Here is a 25771-nt window from a genome sequence, read left to right on the forward strand (position 1 = left end):
ATCGTACTATATTAAAGAGGAGGATTTAATGAAGAAAAATCCGCAGACTGAGGCGAAGAATAAAGAACGTGCTAAATATCTTAGTGCACGATCTGGAGCACGTAGCTTTATAAGAGACCACGCCTTAGAGGAAGATTTAGACGAGCTCATGGAATTAATATTAGAACGTAAACAAGTATTATTAGAAATGAAAATAAACCAAGATGGCATGTAGCTGTCTTGGTTTATTTATTTTGGTTTGTATTTTATTAAGTAATTAATTTGTGGAAATAAAAAAAAACCAGGTACTCATTTTTGAATGAGCGCCTGGCCTTTGCTTTAAATCCTAATCAAATTCTTTTTTTATCTGTAATGCAAATTGTTCAATAGATTTTCTATCTTGATAAATTGTAATACCAATACCGGAACGAGTAGCTCTATGAGAGTTATATTCTCCTGCATCAATCCAAAATTGGAATTGATAAATCTGTTCATCAATTAGGTCACTATTATTCGCTAAAATAGCAAATGAAAAAGATGGATCCGTTGAGTCCCATACTTCTGCTTCCAATAATTCGTCCCAATTATTTAATATCAGCGTATGCAGCATTATAAGATCACTTCGTAAAACCAAAAACTTAAAATCTAAATGATGTTCACCACAATTAAATTTAATCAAAATATTACTGGAAACAGTATCACTCTCTATATTAACCACTTCTAAACTTGTCTTTGATGCATCAAATGATCTATCGTATAAGGTTGCCATAATTAAATCTTACCATCCCCAGTTACTACTAATAAATTTCTTAGCGATTTCCCCACTATCAGGTTTGTAAACCGTTACAACCTCTTTTGAATTCCCTATAAACACTACATTAATATTTTGATCTTTATCATAAATAGCTCTAGCACGTGTATGTTTATCCATGAATTTTTTTCCATTTACAATTGCATCAGCAACTTGTTTGGAAGAAAGTTGACGTGCATTAGCCTGTATAACTGCGTGTGAAGAAAATTTCACTGTTGCTTTTGGAATTTGTTTTACAACTAGTTTAACACATGTAGCTGCAACGAACCATACAATCGGAGCGACCCTCGGAGCAACAATAAATTGTTCAGATTCCAGTGAATTCATAAAAGGAGTTCGTGCAGTGTTAATAGAATCCCAAAAATATTGTCTTTCAACATCGGTAAATGATTCATATAGTTCTTTAAATTCTGGATGCTCATTTATATAATTTTCAGTATCTAAAATGTATTTATTATATTCCTCTGTATCTAGTTGAGGAACTAATAATTCAGTTTCCGAATATAAACTTTCATTTTGATCATTATCTGTGAATTCCATTGCTGAGGCAGCTGATGGAAATACAATGCTAATTAATAAAGTAAATGTTAGTAAAATACTAATAATTTTTGTATGTTTCATGATTTATCCCTTCAAACTTGTATTTGATTCACTAGCAAATCCTTACCTCGAGTTAATTATTATCCTATCATTGGTAACTTCCCCAATTCAATATTATGTTCACGCCACTTTTTTGACGGTGTGAACGCCATTAATTTGGCGCTACTCAAAGGAAATTCGTCAAGTCCGCCAAATCACGCCACTTATTCCCATCTTTTTTTAGTGGTATCGATATTTTTTTAGTGCTATATATACATTTATAGCGTTAACTCCATTTTATGCTTGATATTTTCAATAAAAACAAAAAAATATTGCTAATAACAAGTTCACTAATTTGACTATTGACATATTATTCACATTACTATTCTTATAATATTTTTATGAAATGCCCATTACCGATTAAGGTAACAGGCATTTGCTGTTAAACGCTACGTTGTGCAATGATAATCTTCAATCCTTCAAAATCACCACTTGTCATAGTTCCATTATCGAATTTTTCAAGCCATGACTTATCAATCACCTTTTTGTCTACGGCTTGTTGAATGTAATCACGTACTGCAGCTTTTGCGGTTGTGCTTGTGAATTTCATAGTATCATCCTCCTTTTGTTTTTGTGTATCCTCTACAATGAGTTGTACCTTTATGGCACTACTTGAGGGCACGATTACTTGTCCTTCAAATTTATAACCTGCAGGCATCTTCCATGTTGTAGGAATTTCAAAATGAGGTGCATCATACTGACCTACAGGCCAATAGCCTCCCCTAGTGATTCCTAGTTTTTTAGCTATTACCCCAACCTTTGAAAGAGTAGAAATATCATATAAATTTCTTGGCGGTGCTACAGCAATATCCCAAGCTCTACGCGATGTATGATTACTATTTCGTGTCCAGGTAACTACTTGCCCTGGTCTTGTTCTACCTTGCTCATATAGATAGTTTTGGCGAGCTTGGCTACGATATTTCTGTGATGAAAACAAAGTCAATACCTGCCTTGTAGCACTCTTGAAAGAGTAGTCGGCAGGCTGTTTGTGCCATCTTCTCCAGTGTCTTTATAACGCTTCAATAATTTACGGAAAATAGATGTATTGAAATAGAATGTGGCACTTTCTGGATACTCTGCACCTGTTGATCTATTCCCTTTAGCTACACGACCCATAATAGGGACTTGTGTTTTGGTTTTGTCCATACGTGCCTCTAGGTTGATTAGCTGTGCAAATAAATAACGTTTTCCTTCAACCCTCACATACGCTTTCCCTTGTGCACCATGAATAGCATCACGAGCATGCATGGTTGTGTCTGCAAAGTACTGAAGATTCAACGGAATCACTGGTTTCTTTTGTTCCAATTTATTGCCCTCCCCTCTGCTACTACCGTTGTGATATAGAGCTGAGATATAGCCCTGTTACGTTTACAACTTCGCTCGTAACAACAGATTTCAGACAACAGTAAAGTTGACGAATTTAATGTTTTGTTAAATGATTCTGTATTAAAATAGAAAAATAACCAGGTACTCATTCGAGCGCCTGGTTTTTTACGATAAGATGATACATTAAACAGTCATATTCAGTTAGTGCAGAGCTCTTAAAAATAAATGTTTCTTATCTCATAGGTTTATCTTGGAACCACCAATCGCCAACATTATCAACAGCAAAATCTATTTTCCAAGGTCCAATTGTTAGCGATGAATTAATATCTTGATAACGAAACTTGTATTGATATTGATTTATAGAACCTGGGTACCCAGTATTAAATTTATCTTTTGTTCTGACCAAATCCGCTTTCCATGTGCCGCTCACCTGTCTTTCTACTATTAGAGCTGTAACACCAATTGCGCCTAATGCTTTTGATACTTTATCAGATACTAATTTATTAGGAAGCTTTACTCCTAACCATGCACCTATAACAATTACACCTGTCATTAAAGTGGCTACATCACTAAATGATGTAGCTACACCTTTAAAAGAAAGACTGGCTGGAGCTACATAAACATAATCAGTAGCATAAACTGACATATCTGAATTTGTATCTGCATTAAAGTCAGGTTCAGTTATCTCAAGATTAATATCTTTACCATTTAAAGTAGCAATACCAGTAGAACTATTATAAATCAAAGTACTTTTTTCATTTCCGTTATTGAGTGAGTTTACTACAAAACCATCGTCAGTATATTCAACATTAATATCAATATTATTTAAAGAATTAACTAGATTAAAATTAAGCGAACTATCCGTAGTTACAGAATCTACTACCCTATACTCTGTTGGAGCAATTTCTGAGGCATATGCATTAGGAATACATACACTGCTACTTGCAAATAACATAGTTGAACAAAGAGCACTAGCAATTATTTTTTTTGAATTTAACATTTCATCACCTCATAATAGTATTTTTGGTACTATTTTACACCAACTTAATTAGGTATTTATGTAAAGTTATAATTTTCCGTCTCCTTTTTTTTCCTTTCTACTATAATAACTTCTAACAATTAAATTAAAGACAAAAGTCATGATTATCAAATATGCTGGAACTCCCCAATGACCTGTCGTAAATCTATCATAAAACCCCCAAACTAGGACGGATGTAAATAAAAAGACTACTGTTAGTCTTTCTGATTTTGGATAGATTTTATATTTATGCTTTTTTTCCACATCTTTAATATTGTTATTCATTTTTTCGTCACCCCTTTAAATTTTCTTATTAGTATTATATTCTCCAATTAGGGAAAAAATCCCTCTTTCATTTGTTTCTTAGTACTTGGATTCTTGTAGAAAAGCTTCACCCCGTGGATTTGCAACTAGTTATTCATTTATGCATTTTTAATTCAAATGGGGACATACTCATTCAACAAAGGTAGCCCTTCATGTAATACATTTTGTAAGACTACGAATTGAGCTGAAACTCCCCCACCCCTTTGATATCATAGAGTAAATATTTAATAAATACACATACCGATGATGGCTATAGACCCTTTTCAGAAGGGGCATATCAATTAAATTGGAAAGAGCCCAATACATTGGTCATAAGGTACGCGTTTGATTATACGTCTCTACACAGGTAGTTTCACTAAAATATAATTAGTACTTTTGAAGTTTGCACTAGAACTATGCTAGTAAAGGGTCACTACTCGCAGCGTGACCCTTTATTATTTTCTAACCCCACCATGAAACCCATTTAATGTACAATTTCTTTCAAAAACGATGCCGTTCATGCAATAATTCGATTTCATTATTAATTTTCATTCACATAGCCTGTTTTATCCTCAAAATGTGAAGTAACATAAAAGCTCTTAAATCGGAGAATATATTCAGTCCTTTGGGATGAATAATAAAAAAATTTGTAACATTAACATTCGTAACACCAATCATTTCAACTCGTTATCACGTTGATATAACTATTTTTTATCTACGGGGCTTGAAAATGGAAATTTATATGCGTTTAGAATTGTTTGTACAAAATTTGAAAAGGTCTATTGACTTTTATAAAAATACAATTCAATTAGAGTTATATCCACAAAATGAGACTAGCTTTAAATAGAAAAACCTTAATGTACTTTTAACGCAATAAAATATTCTTTCAAAGGACCATTATTTCAGCAATATTAATACCTGGCGAAAAGGATATACGCGCTCTTTATATTTATTCTTTCCCAATTGCTCCTGTATCTTTTAAATCTTGCGATTCACTTTGGATTCAATGCCCTTAAAATCGCTAATACTCTAAGGACACTATTTAAATCAGTATCGGGACGTCAAAACAAACCGTGAAAGTTATTGGTGCTCAACAATTTTTTTCAAAAAATATTCCATCGATTTTGTCATATATGCATCTTTCCGTCGTATAAAGACGGTTGAAATAATGCCGTATTTATCTGGGATTGGATGACAATAAACCTTGCCTGTAGTAGAAAGATGTTCAACAGTTGATCGCGGAACAATCGTAACTCCTAGACCAATTGCAACACTTTTTAAAATGGTTTCTAATATGTTAAATTCAATGATCCTTTTAGGGAGTAAGCCCTCGTCTTTAAGCCACTGCTCTAGCTTCGCTCGATAACCGCAACCTTGATTTGACATAAGAATTGGTGTAGTCATAAATTCCTCTATATGAAAAGTTTTTTTGGGGGTTATAAGAACGAGTTCTTCATTACATACATCGTATTGTTCTAAAAGTGGATGTTTAATGGGCCCGGTAATAAAAGCCCCGTCTAATTGGTGATCTGTAACTTCTTTAATGAGTTCTTCAGTTAAACCAGCTTGCAGTGTTAAATCGACATTGGGACACTCTTTGTAATAAGAAGCAAGAATATTTGGCAATATATTCACCGTTTCAACTGTACCAATTTTTAAAGTACCTGCTGGTGAATCACTATCTAAAAATACTTGTTTCAATTCTTCGACATCCTGCAAAATTTTATTAACATATACTAGCATTTTTCTTCCTTCTGCATTTAATGTCATCCCCTTTTTATGGCGGTAAAAAAGCGATGTTTTGAGCTCCTTTTCTAATAGCTTTATACGCGCTGTTACATTAGATTGAACATAATTTAATTCCTTTGCTGCATGGCTCACACTTCCGTGATTTGCGACGCTCTTAAAAATCAACAAGTCTCGTAGTTCCATTAAGTGCTCCTCTTGTAAAATATCATTTTAAATGATGTTATTAATCGTTTTCAATCATTATACATGATGCATATTCTTTTTTATAATGGCTATTGCGGAATTTAAAAAGAATTGGGATATACGGAGTGATAAATGTGAAAAATGTTCAATTATTAAAAGGCGCAGTGGCATGTTTAATAGCAAGTATGTCATGGGGAGCAATGTTTCCAGTCGCAGATCATGCTTTGGCCTACATAGATCCATTCTATTTTTCAACTATACGATATGGAGCAGTAGCTATTATACTAGTCATTTTCTTATGGATAAAAGAAGGAAGACAGGCATTTCGTTTTGAAGGAAAAGGAAAGCTGCTAGTCTTCTACGGAACGATGGCTTTTACTGTATATAATGTGCTAATTTTCTATGGCCAAATGTTAATGGGAAAATCAGGTATTATGGTAGCTTCTATTATGGAGGCGCTCATGCCGATGATTTCAATTGGCGTTTTATGGGGATTTAAACATGTGAAACCGAAGAAATACATGATGATCAGTATGGCTATTGCTTTTATTGGTGCAATTTTTGTCATTACAAAAGGTGATATAAGCTTCTTACTTACACTTAAGCATAATCTGTTTTCACTCGCATTTATCCTCATTGGTGTTGTTGGATGGGTGATTTATACGATGGGTGGAGCATCATTTAGTGATTGGTCTACCCTTCGCTATTCAACATTGACATGTGTTTTTGGAACAATTGTAACAGGTTTCTTAACAGTGTTATTTACAATCCAAGGGCATGTGTCTATGCCAAACATAGGAACGATTTCTGTAGTTAAGTATGATTTATTATTCATGATGATATTACCAGGTTTTGTGGCATTACTTAGTTGGAACTATGGCGTAAAAATTTTATCGTCCGTAAATGCAATTTTATTCATTAACTTCGTCCCAATCACAACATTAGTCATTATGATGATCCAAGGATATAAAATAACAATTTTTGATGTTGCAGGGACATTGCTTGTTATTATCGCCCTCATGCGAAACAATGTATATCAGCGTAAAGAAGAAAACGAGCATCAGAAGAATTTACTAAAGGAACAGTTGAGTAAGGTTATTTGATTTAAACGTTTGGAGGTTTTTATATGTATGAAAGTTTATTATTCTTCTTTGCTGCTGCAATTGGCTTAGAGCTTGCTGCAATTAATCGAAATGGTCGTAAAAAAATAGAACAGCAGGCTGAAATGATACAGCTATTAAAAGATGTACTTAGAAAATAATTAAGTTTAATAAAGGCATTATTAAGAATAGTGATTACTATGTATCTTCAATGTGTTATAGTGCGTATCTGACTAAGCCATCGACGGGCATAAACCAATTCGAGCTGTGGCGTATACAAACGCTGCGGCTTTTTCTTTATTCATCGCCTTTAAACTATTTGAAACCTTTGCCAGTTTCATCCGTAAATTAATGCAGACAGTTTTCCTTTATCATTATTAGGAGGTTTCCGATGAATACTTTTGCTTTAATAGCTTTTCTATTTGCAGCAGCTTCTTTTGCCTTTGCTTCATCAGCTGATGCTAAGATTAAAAAGCTAGAAAAACGTATCGAAGAACTTGAAAAACACAAGTAATTACTTTAATACATAAATAGGTTAATAGAGTGATTAAATTATTTTTTTACGAAAGGAAGGAATGATTAATTAGATGAATAGCATCTCTCCTATCTATAACTCTACATATTCTAGATTATAGAAGGGGGGGAGATTTAATATGGGAAATGAAGTTTATCATACAGACTATGGCAAACATGATAATTTATCATTTGCACTAATCGTTGTCCTATTTATTCTTTTAATTATTGTTGGCGCTCGTTTTATGCATAAGTAACACCTTTATTATTGGCTACATCCATAAACGCCTTCTTTAAGCTACCATAATCTAATGCTATCTAACATCCTTCTACACACTTATTATGATCAAAGGGTCTTCCCCCACCCCAGTGACCCTTTTATTAATTTCTTTTCTTCACCTGCATATATTGTCACAACTCGTTTACTGAACACTTCTTTCAACTATTTCCTTATCTCATTCCTATAGGCTTAACTTCCCTTTTGTCAGCACTGGCTTAGATAATACTTTCACTGTATTCAGCTTCCATGCATAACAACCACCCTTTAAATCACCAAAGTGCAGTTCATCGACCTCTAATTACTTCTGAATTCAATGACCATTTAACTGATTTAGAAGTTAAATGACAACACCCATTGGTAAATTTACATTTCCAATTCCATGCTTTTGAAGCGCTTTTTTAATTGGAGGGACATTCACAATATCCTATGTCCATTGTTTTACCAGCTTGGATAGCAATTGGATCAAGGTGTTGCCCTACTACATGTTTCAATTTTTTCTCACCAAGAGTGATTAAGCTCACTCAAGGTTGCTTAATTGTGGTAGCCTTCATCAGACAATCCCCTTCTAAAGCAAGCTCAACTGCTCATATATTTTTTGACAGGTATGTCTCCAACATGCTATGCACTGTTTCTACCATTTCAAGCAGAACGAACAACTACTTCTGCTACTCCAAAGTGTTCTAACAGCTCTTTACACTACATTAACCTTCATCATTTCGACAGTCTTTTATTTAAAAGATATCCATTAGCTTATGAATATCATTTAGACTGTCTCCAAAACAACATGCTACTACGCAAAAGAATGAAGAGTAAGATATCAAAAGAAAAAACTGTGACAAACATTGTATTTGCCACAGTCTAAAAGCCGCGAATTGAATTGTAGGTGCTATTATAAAATTTTATCCTTACAAATTTAATTATTATTGAATTGGACAGGAATGTACCAAAATTCCTCAAACTTGATGAATGTTCATCGTAACTGCTATACCCGACTATGCTTCCTTGGGTTCAACATGTACATGCACTTCATAAACGCCTTGTTCTTCAACCATATTTTTTTCAACAACAGACGCGACATCGTGAGCTTCCGTTATATCTAAGTTTGCATCTACAAGAATGACGACGTCTATCACCTCGTTGTTACCATAATTTCTTCCTCTGATTTCTTTTAGCCCTTTGACTCCCTCTATTTTTAAAATAATATCTTTGTATGTTTGAAGAATTTTCTCATCAAATCCATCAGAAAGTTCATGAGAAGCTTCTTTAAAGATGTCCCAAGCTGTTTTACAAATGATGAAACCTACCACTATAGCAGTTACTGTATCCAACCAAGGCATATGTAGTTGTGATCCCAAAATCCCTACAGCAGTGCCAATACTTACCCAAGCGTCTGACAAATTATCTTTAGCGGCAGCCATGACTGCTTTACTGTTTATCTTGTCAGCCAATTTTTTATTGTAACGATAGACAGCATACATAACCACTGCTGATCCTAACCCAACATAGGCTGCGATCATATCTGGAGATTCTTTTCCACCTTGAAAAATGGACGTAAAAGCACCCACTAATACTTGAATACCAACGGCCATCATAATAAATGAAGCTACCATCGATGCAATGGTTTCACTTTTCCAATGACCGTATCGATGATCATGGTCTGCAGGTTTTTGAGAAAGCTTTAGCCCTATAAGTACTGCAATAGAAGCAATAATATCGGTCGTATTATTTAGCCCATCTGCCTTCAAAGCTTCTGAACCCGTCATGTATCCCATTGCAACTTTTATGATGGACAAAACTATATAGGCAATAATACTGATGATTGCGCCACGCTCACCTAATTTAAGATTATTATATCTTTCTGCTTCCAATTCACTTACCTCCCACTTACGTACATTTTTATAATAACAACTCAACATCGAGTGGGTCTACAGCAACCTTTTTGCCTTACTATACATAAGTAGGAGGAGTATAAAAGTGTTGATTATGGGAAAAAATACAGCCTTGAGGAAGAAGCTTAGTCACTGGTTGAAAACCTAGAAATTATTATTTTAAACGAATAAAATAATATAGAATCTGTTCTTTAAGATTTTTTCCTCCAACGAACACACCTTACAAAACTTGGTCATTTCCATATTTGGGAGTGACCCTTTTTATGTTAGGTCATTTGTTGACATACAAAGAGCCTGCCCCAATGCCTAAGCAAGACTCTTAATCTCAACTTTCTATCCTCGCAAAAACCCACCTTCTGAATGAATGATTTGTCCAGTTATCCATGTAGCCTCTTCACTTGCAAGAAAGCTAATGGTTTTCGCCACGTCATCCGGCGTACCAATCCGACCCAGTGGAAATTTCGGTAACAGATGGGTTCTAATGCCGTCATTCATCCAAGTAGAATCTGTTGGCCCTGGATTGACAGCATTTACGGTAATATCTAAGGGAGCGAGTTCTTGAGCTAACTAAGGACCTTGTAAACGCTGAAATAGCTCCTTTCGTCGAGACATAGGCTAATTCCCCAACCATCGGACCTAAATCCTGACCTGATGTCATATTAATAATTCTGCCTGCTTTTAAATTGGCCTTTTTCCACAGTCGGGCAAATTCAACAGAAAGAAGAAAGGTTGACCTCATATTGACTGCGTAATGTTGGTCGAGTGTTAGCGCATCTAACTTTAAATAGCCATCTTGTGCTGAATGAGCTGCATTATTTACTAGAATGGAAGGTACGCCTAGTTTTTCAACAACCTTCTGACATATCGTTTGTGCTGCCAGTGGATTTGATAAATCAATCGTCATATCTTCACAAGAGACCCTCATACTCTCTATCTCCATTTGGAATTCATCAATCCAAGCAGGATCAGCTTGCCAGTGTGTGAAAAAAATATTTACCCCATCCGCAGCCAATCTTCTGCAAATAGCTGTACCTATATCTCTTGGATGACTTGCACCTGTAACGATAGCTATTTTATTCATCATTCTTAACCTCCATTTTATAGGATATAGAGGTGTTCATTGATATAAAAAAGGAGCATAACCAAACTGGTCTGCTCAGTCTTTAGTATTAACGTACAACCTCACCCTAAATAGGCTCTCCTCTCTATATAAGAGGGATGTGCTACTATTTATTTCATAGATTGTTTATGCCAGAGTTTTTCTATACAGCTCTTTCCTAATCAATGATCTGCATTTAAAAAACTTTTGTCATAACCCTTTAATCTAAAATTTTGATGTTATTTTGAACATCGATAGAAAATTGCTCTACATCATAATGATGTTTCTTAATCATGTCTTCCGCTAGCTGATAAACCTGCTTTTGTATCCTGTTATTTTTCTCTTGTGTTAAATTAATCCTTATCTGAATTTCCTCAGATGTAATACTATGATCGATACTGAAGATGCCATAATTTTGGTCAATCATTTCTTCAAATAGATTGGCTAGGACATCATTATAGCTTAGTCGCGTTGAGCTAGGCTCTGCTGGTTCGTAAAGATTTTTTAACGTTAATTGAAAAAAACGGGATTTAAATTATTTTCTTTCAACACGTTCAACATAATTTCTTCTATTTTTTGTTTGGTGCTAGTATCAGCCTTGTCTGGTAATGACACGAGAAGTTCGATTTTGTCATTAGGCAGAACCCCGTAATCTAATTGAAAGCTATAATTTTCTTTGCGCAGGGCATGGGAAATCTCACTGATTAAAAATTGATATTGCTGAATATAACCCAATAATTCATTATTGCTGGGCTGTGGCACTGAAACATTGGATTTTTCAGCATATTGAATAGGTGCATTCGCCAAAAGGAAAAATCCACTACAAACAATAACAGCTAGTAGAAACCATAACGTAAATACCTTTTTGATAAACATTTATAGCCCCCTTATTCGGGACTATATGCAAGTTCTGTAAAGCTAATTACGGTAGAATCTTATAAAACAACACACGATCTTGATTTTCGCCACCGTAATTGCTGTGGACGGACACCTTATCCATCTCTTTGTCACCCTTTTCCATTCTAAAGCCCATATTCGTATGAAAGGCTATCGAAATTTCATTTATAGGTGACGTGACACATTTCACAATATTTCGATGATATTGCTTCACTACATGAAAGAATACGTCGTATAACCTTTTTGCAATATTCTGTTTTCTGTAATCAGGATGGACCCCAACAAAATGGATAAATGCTTCATTTGAGTTGGCCTGCGATAAAAACCCTACAAGAAAGCCAATAATTTCGCCATCCTTTTCCATGATTAGGCTAGTATTCGTAAAATGATCAAAAAATAATTTGGGCAGCTTATCTGACATATTCCTATCTCCCCACCACTCATTAATCAATGGAGATAAAATATAGTAATCTGAACTTTTTAAGCTACGAATGTTCATGGAATCCCTCCTCTATTTTCAACTCATCCTGTAACATTTGGCAACGGATCAGGTGCTACTACAATTAAATAAAACGTTACAATCACCCTGGCAAACACGCTACCAATACGTATGAATTTGATTTACAAATCAGATAACGTTGGCGTTTCTTTGTAGCGCCAACGTTCAAAAAATAAAACTTTCCTCTGGATCATATAAGCACCATATATAATAACCATAAACAGGTATGGATAAAACAATGCTGATGAATAACATCTATATACCCTCCATCTACAATGTTAAATCATATTCTCATTTTACCCTACCATTTATTTCAATTTCAATGATTCAATCAAACCTTTGCCATCACTAATGATTTTAACGTATCACTTAACGTCTGAATGCGATTGGTCGTATCGGTCATCCTCACCAGTAGCTGATTTTCATCTTCCACTGAATGTAAAATATCGCCAGTGGACTCAGCATTTTGCTCGGTCATTTTATTAAGTCTTTCAATTTGCACTTGGATTGTCTCGAACTGTGAAATCGCACTGCTTAATTCATGCATTCCCCTAGTTAAATCTGTATTGGTTTGAGCAAATGAATCCTTCAAGACATTTAAGAAATGACTGACTTCCTGCAACAATTGTTCCCCATGCTGTAAGGCTTTCTCACCATCGTCAGAACGTTGATGTGCTGCTGTTGATTTTTCAAACAAGGTTTTCGTCACATTTGTAATACTTACGGTAATCGCCGCGCTTTCCTCTGCTAGCTTGCGTACCTCATCTGCCACTACGGCAAATCCTTTACCATGCTCCCCTGCTCTGGCCGCCTCTATGGCCGCGTTCAATGCCAATAAATTGGTCTGCTCTGCAATATGCGTAATTCCCTTTAATAGGCTATCTACCGTTTGCAAGCTGTGCTGTAGCTCATTTACAGTTTCTGCAGTTGAGCTCATCGCATCACTCATCACGCTCATCTGGGCCATCGCCTCCTGCATTTTGTTCCAACCTGCCAAAACCTCCTGCTGCAGCTCAGTTGATTTTCCTACGGTATCCTTTGATATGGTCAAAGTTTCATTCACGAAATGGACGGAATCGCCCATTGTGCCATGAATCACTTGCAGACTAGAGGCTTCCTGCTGAATACTTGCCGAAATAGCCTCTGTCGCTAGCAATATTTGTTTACTAGAGCCTGAAATCCTTTGCATCGTTTGCTGGAATTGCGTGACATGCTCATCCAAGGCCTGACTGCTTTTTTCGATTTCAAGAAAGGTATTTTGTAACTGATTGAAGGATGCTTGTACCTCATTTTGCTGCGCCTTTGCATGTTCAATCAGCTCATTCCCCCATTTGGCCAGCAAATAAAAGACAATAATCACGCCATTCATAATCGCTAGAAGTGTTACAAAGACGATGATATCATCAAATGGGCCCAACAAGGATGACGAGTTGACCATATATAAAATGAAAAAGCTAAGATTTGTTAGAATACCAAAGAAGACAATTAATTCTTTTTTAAAATACAAGGCAATAATGGCCACCGTGCATAGTAAAATATAGTGCTTATTTAATGAAAAGCTATCAAGCAAAAATAGTGTAAAAACAACACTTGATGGAATTAAGCCAAAGATAAAACCTTTGACATACGTTTTGATGGGTAATAAATAATTACAAACTGCCAATGAAATGACAGCAAGCCCAATAAATAAAAAATGTATTCCTTTCGATAGAATCATTGGTCCGCAAATTAAAATGGCTAAGATTGAGATGATAGCCAAATTGACACGGTGGACTTTCCGTGTGTCGTAACGAATTTTATTCTCCATTTTTATCCCCCTAAAAAATGAATGGACATTCAGTTTGATTTTCTATTATTATATAGTATAACTACTACTTTTTGTAGCTAAATATTGCATTCAAAAGCATATTTTAGTCATTTTTGAAATAAAAGGGGGAAATACATTTGACTAATGTCCAACAAATCGCACCAAATTTCTATTGTATTGACACACATGATTTAAATCGTGAGCAGCGAACGAGCTCCTATTTATTAATGGATGAAAAAATTGCCTTGATCGAAACTTCTGCAAGCCCTTCCGTTCCTTATATTATGGCAGGATTAAAGGAATTAAATATTGCATTAGAGGATATTCACTATGTAATCGTGACACATATCCATTTAGATCATGCTGGCGGCGCAGGTTTATTTTTACAAAGCTGTCCTAATGCCAAATTAGTAGTCCATCCACGAGGGTCGGCTCACATGATTGATCCAAGTCGCCTTATTTCCAGTGCAAAGAGCGTTTATGGTGCTGAATTTGATAAACTCTTTGATCCAATTGTGCCTATCGATGCTACGCGAATTATTGAGGTTAGCCATGAACAGCGTCTATCTTTAGGACAACATCATTTAACGTTCTTTCATACAGAAGGTCATGCTAAACATCATGTTTCAATGCTTTATTCTGCTACAAATGGCTTGTTTGTCGGGGATACAACAGGCGTTCGTTACCCAGAAATGGATGGTGAAGCGATTGATTTAATCATTCCGTCGACTTCTCCAAACCAGTACGACCCAGAAACAATGGAGCTATCTCTTCAATTGTATGAAAAGCTCCATGCAAGTGAACTATATTTTGGCCATTACGGTGCGTATAAAAATCCAACAGAGGCTTATCGTCAGGTGCGCTATTGGACGCCTCTCTTTCTAGCAGAGGGCAGAAACGCACAAGCGGCATCAAGTGACTTCCAGCAGCAAGTTCGCTATCTAGATGATCGCTTAAAGGCTCTTTTATTCAGCTATTTACAGGAAAACGACATTCCCACAGATCATCCAGTCTATCAAACAATCCCGTTCGATACGATTGTGTCATCAATGGGCATACTGGATTACTTAGAAAAAGTAAATACCCAGGCGTCACGCTAACAGTAAAAAGAGGTGTCTCTAGTGATTTTGGAGACACCTCTTTTCTGCAAGATAGTGGGGGCGAAATGCTCAGCTTCAAGTAAAGGCTCTCCACTTGCATCCCTATAAAGGGGACTGCTGCTAATGTAGTCAAAACTAGCCTGTTTTTCAGTAGGATTGCTTTTTTCCTACTAGCTGATGCTTGCTTATTCTTTTTACTAGGTTTAGAAGGGCCATGTATTCACCTAGATAAATTTGAAAAGGAATCATTCTTTTAAACGATCCAAAGCAGCTTGAAAATCCTGTTGTTCCCCCACCTCACGAAATGATTGAAAGGGGTTACTCCCTTTTTTCATACGTTCCATGACAGCAGGAATCGTGAAGAACTCTGGTGATAGACTCTCATGAACTTCCCCCCAATGCAGAGGTGTTGCGACTAAGCCCTGTACATTGCCACGAGTGGAATAGGGAGCAATAATGGTTTTACCCTCAGCATGCTGTAAATAATCTAAATATAATTTTTCATGACGATTCTTTTTTAAACGCTCCATTGTATATAAATTCGGTTTTTGCTGACATAAAAAACGACAAACAAATTCAGTAAACACACGCACCTCTTCATAGCTAAAAGTATTTTCGGGTAATGGAATATAAAGCTGTAAGCCTTTCCCGCCCGATGTTTTGACAAAAGATTGTAGATTAAAAAAGTCAATAATGTCCTTTAAATCAAGTGCACCTGTAATAGCTAATGAAAAATGCTGTGCTGAGGGAGGATCCAAATCGAAAACAATTTCTGTTGGATAAATGGAATGCTGTGTCTGAAATGGAATGTGCAGCTCTACAGCCAGTTGATTTCCTAACCACAAAAGGGTTTCCATATTGTTACATATTATAGTATCAATATGATCCATCACCGTCGTTGCCACAAAATCAGGCAGTTTTTCTGGTCTACTTTTTTGATAAAAGCTTTCTCCTGGAACACCATGTGGAAATCGTATTAATGTTAGTGGACGATCCTTTAGAAAAGGTAATAAATAGGGCGCGATGCTTTGTAAATAGGATAAATAATAATCCTTTGTTATACCCATTGCAGGCCACACTGGTTTCTCTGGATGGGTAATGGGTACTGATTCGGGGATTGGAAAAAGCTGCCGCTGCATATGCTGCCATTGACAATCTTCTGGTGATAGCTCTAATCGGAAAGCATGAAATCTAGGCTCTCGAAGCTTACTGCCGTCGAAATCTATACATGCGATATCGACACAAATAGAGGGCTCTAACTGCCATAGTCCTTTATGGCGCTGCCCATTTGCCTGAAAGAATGCGACAAGTGTTTGCTGTTCTTCTTCAGCCATGCCATGCTTAAATGTAACGACTTCTCGTACTTGTCCCTCATCATAAATTGAGCCATGAAAATAGCCATTGACCTGATCATACTGCGTTACTATGACCGTCACATAACGCCAATTTTTAATTTTTAACCAATGACTAGAACGGGTGTTATCCAGCCATTTACTTGTTTTCTTCTTCGCCACCATGCCCTCACCATTGTAAACCTTGATGGCTTGCCATACATTCTCTCTGTCCTCACCACCTTGGATCATTTGTATAGACCTTGGATCCTCATAGTCGACGCTTGGCAGTTTTAATCTTGTTGCAAGCTTGGACAATTGCTCTTTACGTGTTTTTAAATAGCGGTTTTGCAGTGACACCCCTTTGAAAACTAGCACGTCAAACACAAGATAGCGAAAAGGAAAAGCTTTTGCATGTGTCTCAATGGCATCTTGATTTTGCATTCTCCCTCTTTTTTGAACAATGGCAAATTCGCTTTTGTATTGATTGCGTAAATAAACTAACTCCCCATCTAAGGTTAGTGGTAAAAATGCTTGAATGGACGCATGTATTTGCTGACAAAAAGCCAAAATTTCAGGAAACAAGTGGTTTAAATTTCGACCATTACGGCTAATGAGCAGCGGCTCTTCATCCCAAACTAATATACAGCGAAAACCGTCATATTTCGTTTCAAATAACCATTCACTGCCACTAGGAATAGCATTTGTTTCCGTTAAAAGCATTGGTTTCATTTCACCATACCTACTTTGCTTTTTATTTTCAGTGTTTGATGATTTCAATTTAAGATACATAAAAAGCATCAAAATATATCATAGTAAGAAAAACGAGGTGACAAACAATGCATACAGTGTGGAAAGGCAGCATTTCCTTTGGACTGGTTAATATCCCTGTGAAACTACATGCCGCTACTGAAAATAAAGATGTTAAATTGCGACAGCTTCACAAGGAGTGCCATACGCCGATTAGCTACAAAAAGGTTTGCGAGGGCTGTAACCAAGAAGTAAAAGATGAAGAGATCGTCAAAGCTTATGAATATGCCAAAAATAAATTTGTCGTGTTGGATCAAGAGGATTTAGAAAACTTGCGTAAGGAAAATGAAGATAAAGCTGTGGAAATTATTGATTTTGTGCAATTAACTGAAATTGACCCCATTTATTTTGAGCGCACTTATTTCCTCTCTCCTGATGCAACCGGAGCTAAGGCCTATTCCTTATTACTTAAAACATTAGAGCAATCAGGAAAAATTGGCATTGCTAAAATTATTATTCGATCTAAGGAACAGCTTGCCATCGTGCGCGTCTATCAAAATGCCCTCGTGATGGAAACCATTCACTATCCAGATGAAGTGAGAAGTGTTGGGGATGTTCCAAATATTCCAAGTGAACAGGATGTTGTACCAAAGGAGCTTGAAACAGCTCTATTGCTGGTAGACCAATTGACGACTACATTCAACCCTGAAAAATATACGGACGATTACCGCAATGCTTTACTAGAATTAATCGAGGAAAAGAAAGGTACGAATACGATAGCGACCAGTGATAAACAACGTCCAATTCCTGATAATGTCACAGATTTAATGACAGCACTACAGGCTTCCTTAGATAAAACAAAAAAGCCAGCTACAAGAAAGCGTACTACACGCACAAAGAAAAATGCTTAAAAAAAGCGTATCCTTTTATCGGGATACGCTTTAGAATTGTTGAAGGAAGTGATCCAAATCCTTTTTATGCTGAACTACTAAAATTTTATTTAACAGATCGCTTTGTTGTTTAAAAAATTTAGGTTTCCCCTTCTGCTCAAAGCGTTTATTCCAACGAAACATTTTAAAGAAAATCGAAAATGTTGGCTGATAATGGGCTTTTTCGATACCGATTTTTTGTTTCATAAACCGCTTCATAATACGGAAGACACGAATAGGATAAGGCGTATTGAGAAAGATGATGCAATCAGCTTGTTGGAAGCTTTCAACAACCCACTCCTCTTGATGAATTCCTTCAATAATCCAAGTGTTCGTTTGGAGAATGCTTTGTAAGTGCTCCTTTTTTTCTTCATCTGTTCGCCTAATATCCCCTGAATCCTTTCGAATCCATGCCACATTATCTAATTCATAAAAAGGAATCTGATAGGTTTTAGATAATTCCCTCGCTAATGTCGTTTTCCCACTGCCAACGGATCCAATAATATGTATTCTTTGTGGAAATCCTATCGTCACCGAATCATCTCCCATCTTATGTATCTTTGTAGAAATATTCCCTTTATTATACAATAATTTCAACAATGGTAAAGAGGAGGTTCCTATTTCTTACCTCCATTTAGAAAGAGACTTTATCATCATATTTGATACAGTCGAATGTAAATTCTCGCATCTTCGGATAAAGAGGCTCGATTTAAGCCTCTTTTCTCACCTGATAATGCATTTGCACCATTTGACCGTATCGCTTTGTCTCCAGTAGCCTTAAATTTTCGAACGGACGTGGAGATTTAAACAAAGATATCCCTGCACCTAGCAAATGGGGAGTAATGGTAATAATCCATTCATCAATTAACTGTTCCTGTAAAAAGGCGTCTAGAATCCCCGCACCACCAACCATCCAAATTTTTGCACCTTGTTGTTCTTTTAATTGCTTAGTAAATGCGACAACATCCTCTTGAACAAACGTCACATGTTTATCTTTCCCAGATTGAGATGTTGTAAACACATAGCACCTTTTATCAGGATATGGGAACGTATCGCTATACGCTAAAATATAATCGTATGTTCGTTTGCCCATAATAACAGTATCAATAGTTTGATACATATCGGAGTAGCCATTATCTCCTTCCCCTTCCGTTTCTTCAAGCCACTGTAAATCATCATTTTCCTTGGCAATAAATCCATCTACACTTAATCCGATAAATACCACTATTTCTCGTGACATCTCGTCAACTCCTGTTCTTTTGAAAATCTCTTGTACAATCTCTATACTAGATATAAAACATGACAACTATTGGCATGATTAAATAAAAAGGTGAAAAAATATGTCCAAAGCCAAACGATTAATTGATATTTTGTTATTTGTCAGTGCTAAAAAGAAATTTACAGCTCAGGAAATTGCCGACACATTCGATATTTCGGTGCGAACGGTGCATCGTTACCTTTTAGATTTAAGTGACATGGGGCTACCTATCTATGCGGAGCAGGGCAGACATGGCGGCTATACAGTATTGTCAAATGCGATTCTCCCCCCTATCTTATTTACCGAGGAAGAAGCGGTCTCTATTTTCTTTGCGTTCCAATCTTTGCATTATTATCGTGACTTACCTTTTAATACTCAAATCAAGTCTGTTTCTCAAAAGCTTTATGATTCCTTACAGAAGGAGGCCAAGAAAAAGGTGGATACGCTGCAATCCTATATGGCCTTTTGGAATCCTAAAAGAGCCATTACAACACCACTCTTAACAGACGTTTTAGAGGCAATCATCAAGCAATCACAATTGCATATCCAATATGAATCAAAGTCTGGTATCACTTCAAAGCATGTCCAGCCTATTGGTGTGTACGCTCATGATGGCTTATGGTATATGCCTGCGTTACTATTATCAAACGAAAAAATTTTACTCTTTCGTGTTGATCGTATCCATGCCATTGAAGCCAGCGATGAAAGCCATAAGACGACTATGAATTTGCAGCAATGGCTCGAAAGTGCCTATGAACCTCAACATCCTATTCGCTTATATGTAGAATTATCAAGTGAAGGGGTTCGTCAATGTTTAAGTGAGCCACATCTTGAAAAAGCTGTTGTCCTACTTAGTGATGGTACAGGCTATATCGATATAATGATCGATCAAGGTGAACTTCAATTTAATAGCTCCCTTTTCTTTCGCCTCGGTCCACATGCGATTGTCAAAGAACCTCAAGCATTAATTCAACTATTGCGTCAGCATGCACACGAGCTATTAGAGATATATCCAGAGCCAAATGAAAGCTAATCTGTTAGATGACAATTTCGTCAGATTCGTGTAACCTTCATCGTTACTACTTTTTAGTAAACTATCTTATACTTGGCTTTGAAGGAGGAGATGACCGTTGCAACCAACCGACAACAACAAACGAATTGATACATTAGACTATTTAAGAGGATTCGCTCTACTTGGCATTATTTTAGTTAATATTCCCGCATTAATGTGGATTGAACCCCCTACATTAACGAGCGATATTGCCTATAGTCGCTTTTTAACTCTTTTTATAGAGGGTAAATTTTTCATCATTTTTTCATTTTTATTTGGTATAGGATTCTATCTTTTTATTTCTCGTGCCCTTGCAAGAAATGAAAAAGCTTATTCCTTATTTAGTCGCAGACTTTTGATGTTATTACTTATGGGGATTGTCCATTTCTATTTCCAACCAGGTGAAGCCTTAACGGTCTATGCCATTTTTGGCTTTTTAGCCTTGCCATTTTATAAAATACGCAAACAATTCAATCTAATCATTGGATTAATCCTATTAGCTATTACTGCTTATTGGGGCCTTAAAATTTTGATGCCCTTTCCACTTATTTTGCTAGGTCTAACTGCTGGTCAATATCGCTTATTTGAAAATATCTCAATTCATCGAAATAAAATCATACTAGTAACGATTGTTATGGGCTGTATAAGTATTGCTAGCTGGATTTATCAATGGCAGTATGTCCCTGATGCAATCGATACGATGGATCAGCTGTCCAAGGATCAGCTAGACGTCCATATTACAAATATCGAGCAATTTGCATTAATCGGATTACAGTTTAGCCCATTCGCTTCGGCATTTTACATGGGGACAATCATTCTATTACTACAAAACTCTTTATTTCAACAACTGTTATCACCATTAAAGGCATATGGACGAATGGCCTTAACCAATTACTTGGGGCAAACCGCGCTTATTCTAGTAATCGGTCATGCCTTCCAGCTCATTGGACAGCTTCGTTACATTGAGTCTTTGTGGATTTGTCTAGGTATTTATGTTTGTCAATTGCTCTTTAGCAAGCTATGGTTACATTTTTTCCGCTTTGGTCCTATGGAATGGCTGTGGCGAATGGGCACCTATTGGACAGCCCCTCCCCTACGCCAAAGCAAAAAAGGGCACTAATTATTTATCGTCAATGATAAACACCTATCAGTAGTGGATTAAACGTCATATATTGGTAATGTACCCTACTCGCTTTCCATCTTTGCTCATATCTTCAGCAAGAAACACATCCCCATTTTATTTGGTCACTTATTGCATACATACGATTACGGTCAGAAATATGCAGATGTGACTAATTTAAAAACAGCGTAAGCCCAGTGCTGACGCTGTTTTTTTATTTTTATAAAATAGCTATTAAGAACCGAAAGTAAACATTTGGGACACTTTATAGGAAACAAAAGAAAATAAATCTAGTGACTCAAACTGTAGATAAACTATTTCTGGAGAGTTCAGATGCTAAAAATAGTTTGTCTCTTGCTTTATAGCAAATTTATCCAACATCATTTATACCTAGTGCTTTCTATGCTACAATTTACTATAAGTGAGGAAAGAAGGGTGTCTTATGAAAATATCTGTTTATGTTGCAAGTGCATTTAGCAAGGATCATAAAGGCGGAAATAAAGCAGGAGTGGTATTGAATGAAAATACATTGACCACTACTCAAAAAATGGCCATAGCCAAACAACTGGGCTATGCGGAAACCGCATTTATATCAGAATCTGACATGGCTGATTATAAATTTGAGTATTTTACACCAAAAGAAGAGGTTGATTTATGTGGCCATGCCACAATTGGCTCTTTCACGATACTGATGCATTTAAATAAACTTTTCAAGGATCGCTACACGATTGAAACAAACAGCGGTGTCCTTACTATTACCATAAAAGATGACATCATATTCATGGAACAAAACAAACCGAAATTCTATGATATTGTATCACCAAACGAGTTTATCGACTGTATTGATAGTAAAGCTATAGACAATCAATACCCAATTCAAATTGTCTCCACGGGCTTAAAAGATATTTTAATTCCTATAACAAGTGAAACACAATTACATGCACTGCAACCTAATTTTGAAAAGATTAAAGAAATTAGCGAGTATTATGATGTTGTTGGGATGCATGTATATACGTTTAATGACGATCGAATGATATGCAGAAATTTTGCTCCACTATATGACATTAATGAAGAAGCGGCAACTGGAACTTCAAACGGTGCATTAGCTAGCTACCTTTATGAACAGCATCAATTGCAAAAAGAAATCTATGTATTTGAACAAGGTTATTCTTTACATTCGCCTTCCGAAATATTAGTGAAATTAGCAACCAATAGCAAGAATGAAATAGAAAAAGTTTATGTTGGCGGCAAAGGCTATTATTGTGAAACTAAGTGTTTAAATGTAGAAAATATTGAGTGTAAATCAGAACCACCAGTATAACTGGTGGTTTGCTCTGCGCGTGAAACGCTGGGGTACTGGCCCATGTCTAAAGACATTCCGAATGGTCTGCCAACCGCACTCCGTTTTCACACAAACCGCTAAAGCGGCTTACTTATTTTTTCTTTCTCTTGATTTCTTCTCCTGTGAATGGATCAATGAATTCTTTCATCGTCATTTGATCTTGCAGGATATCTTCTTGTAATTGATTTTTTATATACTCTTGTATCTTTTTCTTATTTCGGCCGACTGTGTCCACATAGTATCCTCGACACCAGAATTGACGATTACCGTATTTATACTTTAAATTCGCATGTCGGTCGAAAATCATTAGACTACTCTTCCCTTTTAAATAACCCATGAACGCAGATACACTCAATTTCGGTGGAATACTTACCAACATATGAATGTGGTCAGGACAGGCTGTTGCCTCTATGATTTCTACATCTTTTCTTTCACATAATTGGCGCAATATTCTTCCAACATCTGCTTTAATTTGACCATAAATAATCTGCCTTCTATACTTTGGCGCAAAGACGATATGATACTTACAATTCCACGTTGTATGTGCTAAACTTTTATTATCCATTTATGGTGGCTCCTTTCGTACGAAGTCGGTTGACTAGACCTGACTTTATTGTACGTTTGGAGTTTTTTTATTGTCCATAGCTAAAAGCTTTCCGGAACCCCCTGCATAGCAGGGGGTTTTCAAAGCACACAATAAAAAGGTTGAGAAAATAATTTCTCAACCTCAGACTGTAGACAAAGTATCTGATTATTCGATGCTTTGTCTTTTCTTCTTAGTAAAATGCAATCAAATATACCGCTAAAAAATAGTTGTTCGTCATTCTTATAATCCTTGGACTAACATCTATATACGCGTTAATGCGCCATTAGGCTTTGGTAACTCTTGGGCTGTTATTTGATTCATTTTACAAAAATGTTTAAAAAATTGTTGTGCCAGCTCTCGTTCATCTGTGTCACTTTTTAATGAAACTATATCAAGCAAAATTTGAGCCATCCATAAATTTTCAAAATAACGATATTTACCTGTATTCCATGTCATTTTTTCAGGGAATTTTTCATTGATATAATAGTGCCAGAAAAGCAGCTGATCCGATTCCTGTTCTGTAAGTTGAATTCTGTATTTTGAATGAGCTGGAATATATCCATCTTCACAAAGCTTGCCGACAAAGTTTTCATTCACCATATAGACACCTAAGATACGTCTGTCTTTTTCAAGCATGCTGGAATCTTTTGCTGTTAAGAGGACAGCGCTATTTTGGTGCAAACGGCTCGGTTTGTTTGGCTTTCCTTTGTTATTACCACTTTTTAATATGCCCGAAAAAACTTTCCACTCTGAAAAAGAACTATCCTGTTCTTCTGTGTCACACCAAAAAACCATTTGTGATGCAGGATGAAGTTTATGGTTATGCATAAGTTTTTCATGTTCCAAACGAAGTACCAGTTTTTTTCTTTGTAGTATTTTTTCCTCTTCCTTCTTCCATTCTTCCTCTTTTCGCTCAATTTCCTTTTTTTGTATAATTTCTTCAAGTAACTTAGCATCACTTTTATCATGTATTTTTAGGTGCTTTCCAAATACATCAGGGAAAACAAACCTTTTATTTTCCGATCCGAAATGTATTTCAATACTAGAATCATTATGCTTAACTATACTACCTATGCCAAAACGCTTGTGTGTAACTTTCTTATTGATTAGATTCATTATTCTAGTCCTCCTTAAGGAATAAAAACTCGGTTACTATTAGATAGTAAATTAATCATTTTATTCAACTAACTTCCTTTAAAGCACACATAACTGTTTTGATTTTTTCTTCGGCTTAAAAAAGGATATTAAAAAAACGTACCCAAATTCTATCTGTAAAAAAGGACATCTGAATTCGAAATACGATTTTAAAAAAGTAATTGTAAGACTATTATAACATTTTTTAAAAAAATTACAAATTTATTATTGACATCATATTTTACCATAAGGTAAAATGATTATTTATTCTTTGAATTACCTTGAAATAGCTATGTAATAAAAGCCTCCAAAAATCGCAAAATTTCTGGAAAACACCTCTTTAAATAACCACTTGATTATTGGTACTAAACATAGGAGGGCTTCATGAAATCAATGATGTTCCCTATAAAGAGACTCCCCTGTTGCAAAAGTTTTTTGTAAGAAAATCAAGTTAGGGGTTTGGTTCTAACAAGCTTCTTACCTTCCTCTGTTTTAGATAGCAGCTTATTTAATTGTGGTCGGTCTGCTTTCGCTCCAGTGAATTTCTCTTTGTTAATAACCGTTGCCCTTCACTCACCACTATTATTCAAAACCTGTCATTTAAAAAAAATGCATTTTATACGCCTATTTGCTTGCAGGATCAACAACCACTCCAATCAGAGCTAAAAAACGAGCCCAGTGTATATTGTTGTAGGTGGTTTTCTATTGCCTCTTTGCCAACATCAGTAACCTTTTAGGCTATGTATGCCAAATGATTTTTCACCTGTCACTTATCCTAAACATATAATGCAAATAATACCCTTTTTTGTAGGGAGGATTTTATGAAAAATAACAAGGGCTATAGGAATAGCGAGGGGATCGAATCAGTTAGCCAAGCAGCTAAGCTGGCGGTCATTGCAGGAGCCATTACAACACTCGGTGACGCAATAGCAACTATTGCGGCTGGTCTTGCTTTAGAGGATGAGTTGAAGGAAAATGAAAGCAATAGCAATGATATTGACAAACTACAAAAGCAAATTGACGAATTAAATTATGAATTGAAGCAATTAAAAAGGATGTTACGTTAGAACAGTATTTA

At 36.0% G+C, this 25771-nt stretch carries 28 protein-coding genes and 1 pseudogene; 11 read left to right on the plus strand and 18 right to left on the minus strand.

Annotated elements, in window-relative coordinates; genetic code table 11:
* Positions 1-28 precede the first annotated feature (28 nt).
* Complete coding sequence (locus NST76_RS11790; protein WP_342543896.1) at positions 29-214, plus strand: hypothetical protein; 186 nt, start codon at positions 29-31, stop codon at positions 212-214.
* 111 nt (positions 215-325) lie between these two features.
* On the opposite strand, the gene NST76_RS11795 is transcribed toward NST76_RS11790, so the two are convergent.
* The 7 genes from NST76_RS11795 to NST76_RS11825 form a co-directional block, all read right to left on the minus strand.
* Positions 326-748, minus strand: a complete 423-nt coding sequence (locus NST76_RS11795) for a hypothetical protein (RefSeq protein WP_036116903.1) — start codon at positions 746-748, stop codon at positions 326-328.
* A 9-nt stretch (positions 749-757) separates the two neighbouring features.
* Positions 758-1411 carry a DUF4258 domain-containing protein gene (locus NST76_RS11800; RefSeq protein WP_089932753.1) on the minus strand — a complete coding sequence of 218 codons (654 nt, stop codon included), beginning with the start codon at positions 1409-1411 and terminating at the stop codon, positions 758-760.
* Positions 1412-1811: 400 nt separating this feature from the next.
* The gene (locus NST76_RS11805) at positions 1812-2366 is read right to left on the minus strand and encodes a M15 family metallopeptidase (RefSeq protein WP_342543899.1); all 555 of its coding nucleotides are present in this window, start codon (positions 2364-2366) and stop codon (positions 1812-1814) included.
* 2 nt (positions 2367-2368) lie between these two features.
* Positions 2369-2734, minus strand: coding sequence for a phage tail tube protein (locus tag NST76_RS11810; protein WP_170829827.1), 366 nt, complete (start codon positions 2732-2734; stop codon positions 2369-2371).
* Between the two features lie 253 nt (positions 2735-2987).
* On the minus strand, positions 2988-3755 hold the full coding sequence (locus NST76_RS11815; RefSeq protein ID WP_058843688.1) for a hypothetical protein: 768 nt from the start codon (positions 3753-3755) through the stop codon (positions 2988-2990).
* A 66-nt stretch (positions 3756-3821) separates the two neighbouring features.
* A complete protein-coding gene (locus tag NST76_RS11820; RefSeq protein ID WP_036116996.1) occupies positions 3822-4058 on the minus strand; it encodes a hypothetical protein in 237 nt (78 codons plus the stop codon).
* 1098 nt (positions 4059-5156) lie between these two features.
* Positions 5157-6008 (minus strand): LysR family transcriptional regulator, encoded by an 852-nt coding sequence (locus tag NST76_RS11825; RefSeq protein ID WP_036116998.1) that lies wholly within the window; start codon positions 6006-6008, stop codon positions 5157-5159.
* A gap of 134 nt (positions 6009-6142) precedes the next feature.
* On the opposite strand from NST76_RS11825, the gene NST76_RS11830 reads away from it, so the two are divergent.
* The 4 genes from NST76_RS11830 to NST76_RS11845 all read left to right on the plus strand — a co-directional run bounded on the left by NST76_RS11830 (position 6143) and on the right by NST76_RS11845 (position 7878).
* Positions 6143-7111: a DMT family transporter gene (locus NST76_RS11830; RefSeq protein ID WP_036117000.1), complete on the plus strand. Its 969-nt coding sequence runs from the start codon at positions 6143-6145 to the stop codon at positions 7109-7111.
* Between the two features lie 23 nt (positions 7112-7134).
* Complete coding sequence (locus tag NST76_RS11835) at positions 7135-7269, plus strand: YrzO family protein (protein WP_080717008.1); 135 nt, start codon at positions 7135-7137, stop codon at positions 7267-7269.
* A gap of 230 nt (positions 7270-7499) precedes the next feature.
* Positions 7500-7622 carry a hypothetical protein gene (locus NST76_RS11840; protein WP_256375530.1) on the plus strand — a complete coding sequence of 41 codons (123 nt, stop codon included), beginning with the start codon at positions 7500-7502 and terminating at the stop codon, positions 7620-7622.
* Between the two features lie 139 nt (positions 7623-7761).
* Positions 7762-7878 carry a YjcZ family sporulation protein gene (locus tag NST76_RS11845; protein WP_080717009.1) on the plus strand — a complete coding sequence of 39 codons (117 nt, stop codon included), beginning with the start codon at positions 7762-7764 and terminating at the stop codon, positions 7876-7878.
* Positions 7879-8893: 1015 nt separating this feature from the next.
* On the opposite strand, the gene NST76_RS11850 is transcribed toward NST76_RS11845, so the two are convergent.
* From NST76_RS11850 to NST76_RS11875, 6 genes and pseudogenes are all read right to left on the minus strand, one after another.
* Positions 8894-9769, minus strand: a complete 876-nt coding sequence (locus tag NST76_RS11850; protein WP_058843684.1) for a cation diffusion facilitator family transporter — start codon at positions 9767-9769, stop codon at positions 8894-8896.
* Between the two features lie 354 nt (positions 9770-10123).
* Positions 10124-10871: pseudogene (locus tag NST76_RS11855) on the minus strand (SDR family oxidoreductase).
* 238 nt (positions 10872-11109) lie between these two features.
* On the minus strand, positions 11110-11316 hold the full coding sequence (locus NST76_RS11860; RefSeq protein ID WP_342543901.1) for a hypothetical protein: 207 nt from the start codon (positions 11314-11316) through the stop codon (positions 11110-11112).
* Between the two features lie 83 nt (positions 11317-11399).
* Positions 11400-11765, minus strand: coding sequence for a hypothetical protein (locus tag NST76_RS11865; RefSeq protein WP_342543902.1), 366 nt, complete (start codon positions 11763-11765; stop codon positions 11400-11402).
* A 46-nt stretch (positions 11766-11811) separates the two neighbouring features.
* Positions 11812-12285, minus strand: coding sequence for a GNAT family N-acetyltransferase (locus tag NST76_RS11870; protein WP_036117011.1), 474 nt, complete (start codon positions 12283-12285; stop codon positions 11812-11814).
* A 331-nt stretch (positions 12286-12616) separates the two neighbouring features.
* Positions 12617-14092 carry a methyl-accepting chemotaxis protein gene (locus NST76_RS11875; protein ID WP_036117013.1) on the minus strand — a complete coding sequence of 492 codons (1476 nt, stop codon included), beginning with the start codon at positions 14090-14092 and terminating at the stop codon, positions 12617-12619.
* A 137-nt stretch (positions 14093-14229) separates the two neighbouring features.
* Between NST76_RS11875 and NST76_RS11880 the strand changes: the two genes are divergently transcribed.
* Entirely contained in the window at positions 14230-15192 is a 963-nt protein-coding gene (locus tag NST76_RS11880) for an MBL fold metallo-hydrolase (RefSeq protein WP_036117015.1), read from the plus strand.
* 245 nt (positions 15193-15437) lie between these two features.
* Here NST76_RS11880 and NST76_RS11885 read toward each other — a convergent pair whose 3' ends face one another.
* Complete coding sequence (locus tag NST76_RS11885; protein ID WP_342543903.1) at positions 15438-17255, minus strand: DNA ligase D; 1818 nt, start codon at positions 17253-17255, stop codon at positions 15438-15440.
* A gap of 107 nt (positions 17256-17362) precedes the next feature.
* On the opposite strand from NST76_RS11885, the gene NST76_RS11890 reads away from it, so the two are divergent.
* Positions 17363-18184: a Ku protein gene (locus NST76_RS11890; RefSeq protein ID WP_058843681.1), complete on the plus strand. Its 822-nt coding sequence runs from the start codon at positions 17363-17365 to the stop codon at positions 18182-18184.
* Positions 18185-18214: 30 nt separating this feature from the next.
* Here the strand turns inward: NST76_RS11890 and NST76_RS11895 are convergent, their stop codons facing one another.
* Both NST76_RS11895 and NST76_RS11900 read right to left on the minus strand, forming a co-directional pair.
* Positions 18215-18736 (minus strand): AAA family ATPase, encoded by a 522-nt coding sequence (locus NST76_RS11895; RefSeq protein WP_338651274.1) that lies wholly within the window; start codon positions 18734-18736, stop codon positions 18215-18217.
* 175 nt (positions 18737-18911) lie between these two features.
* Positions 18912-19442, minus strand: a complete 531-nt coding sequence (locus NST76_RS11900; protein WP_342543904.1) for a dihydrofolate reductase family protein — start codon at positions 19440-19442, stop codon at positions 18912-18914.
* Positions 19443-19542: 100 nt separating this feature from the next.
* On the opposite strand from NST76_RS11900, the gene NST76_RS11905 reads away from it, so the two are divergent.
* The 3 genes from NST76_RS11905 (at position 19543) to NST76_RS11915 (ending at position 22952) form a co-directional block, all read left to right on the plus strand.
* Positions 19543-20493 (plus strand): YafY family protein, encoded by a 951-nt coding sequence (locus tag NST76_RS11905; protein ID WP_342543905.1) that lies wholly within the window; start codon positions 19543-19545, stop codon positions 20491-20493.
* A 97-nt stretch (positions 20494-20590) separates the two neighbouring features.
* Positions 20591-21631 carry a DUF418 domain-containing protein gene (locus NST76_RS11910; protein ID WP_342543907.1) on the plus strand — a complete coding sequence of 347 codons (1041 nt, stop codon included), beginning with the start codon at positions 20591-20593 and terminating at the stop codon, positions 21629-21631.
* 442 nt (positions 21632-22073) lie between these two features.
* On the plus strand, positions 22074-22952 hold the full coding sequence (locus NST76_RS11915) for a PhzF family phenazine biosynthesis protein (protein ID WP_342534872.1): 879 nt from the start codon (positions 22074-22076) through the stop codon (positions 22950-22952).
* 112 nt (positions 22953-23064) lie between these two features.
* On the opposite strand, the gene tnpA is transcribed toward NST76_RS11915, so the two are convergent.
* Both tnpA and NST76_RS11925 read right to left on the minus strand, forming a co-directional pair.
* Positions 23065-23538: an IS200/IS605 family transposase gene (tnpA, locus tag NST76_RS11920; protein WP_036129052.1), complete on the minus strand. Its 474-nt coding sequence runs from the start codon at positions 23536-23538 to the stop codon at positions 23065-23067.
* A 282-nt stretch (positions 23539-23820) separates the two neighbouring features.
* On the minus strand, positions 23821-24675 hold the full coding sequence (locus tag NST76_RS11925) for a hypothetical protein (protein WP_036117030.1): 855 nt from the start codon (positions 24673-24675) through the stop codon (positions 23821-23823).
* 839 nt (positions 24676-25514) lie between these two features.
* Between NST76_RS11925 and NST76_RS11930 the strand changes: the two genes are divergently transcribed.
* Positions 25515-25760: a hypothetical protein gene (locus NST76_RS11930; protein WP_036117032.1), complete on the plus strand. Its 246-nt coding sequence runs from the start codon at positions 25515-25517 to the stop codon at positions 25758-25760.
* Positions 25761-25771 lie beyond the last annotated feature (11 nt).

Origin of the sequence: Lysinibacillus sp. FSL W7-1291 (genome assembly GCF_038593415.1) — a bacterium.
Taxonomy (GTDB): Bacteria; Bacillota; Bacilli; order Bacillales_A; family Planococcaceae; genus Lysinibacillus; species Lysinibacillus fusiformis_D.